The organism is Pseudomonas rossensis (assembly GCF_039888995.1).
Classification (GTDB): domain Bacteria; phylum Pseudomonadota; class Gammaproteobacteria; order Pseudomonadales; family Pseudomonadaceae; genus Aquipseudomonas; species Aquipseudomonas rossensis.
In genome coordinates this window covers 1-596 of sequence record NZ_JBBWCB010000321.1, presented here as the reverse complement: position 1 = coordinate 596, position 596 = coordinate 1, and the positions used below count along the sequence as shown (strand labels likewise).

At 62.8% G+C, this 596-nt stretch carries 1 protein-coding gene; it reads left to right on the top strand.

Going from position 1 to position 596, the window contains the following annotated elements; all coding sequences use genetic code 11:
* Positions 1 to 596, top strand: a 596-nt coding sequence (locus WLY71_RS30685) for a hypothetical protein (protein ID WP_347806580.1), incomplete at both ends; no start/stop codon positions are given.

The following is a 596-nucleotide window of genomic DNA, read 5'->3' as shown; positions in this document are numbered from 1 at the left end:
CCATTAACCACGCCTTCAACGTGGTTCTGCTGGGGCCTTCCGGTATAGTCCGCCTGATACCTGTGTGGCCTGAACACCAAGCCGTGATGGCGCAACTGCCCACAACCCTTCCCCGGCAACATCCCTCTACGATTTCACGATTTCTGTGTCACCTCGAGCAGCAGGGTCTGCGTTGGTCAACGCTGGCGCCTGCTGCGGGCGAAGTGCGCCCAGCAGCGCTGGAGGCGGCGGTCAATACGGCTATTACACAACACGGACTTGAGCCCGGCACGCGCGCGGCCATTAACCACGCCTTCAACGTGTTTCTGCTGGCGCCTTCCGGTCGGGTCCGCCTGATACCTGCGTGGCCCGAACACCAAGCCGTGATGGCGCAACTGCCCACACCCCTTCTCCGGGATCAGCGCAATCGGATTTCACGATTTCTGTGTCACCTCGAGCAGCAGGGTCTGCACTGGTCAACGCTGGCGCCTGCTGCGAGCGAAGTGCGCCCAGCAGCGTTGGAGGCGGCGGTCAATACGGCCATTACGCAACACGGACTTCATCCAGGCACGCGCGCGGCCATTAACCGCGCCTTCAACGTGGTGCTGCGGGGGCCT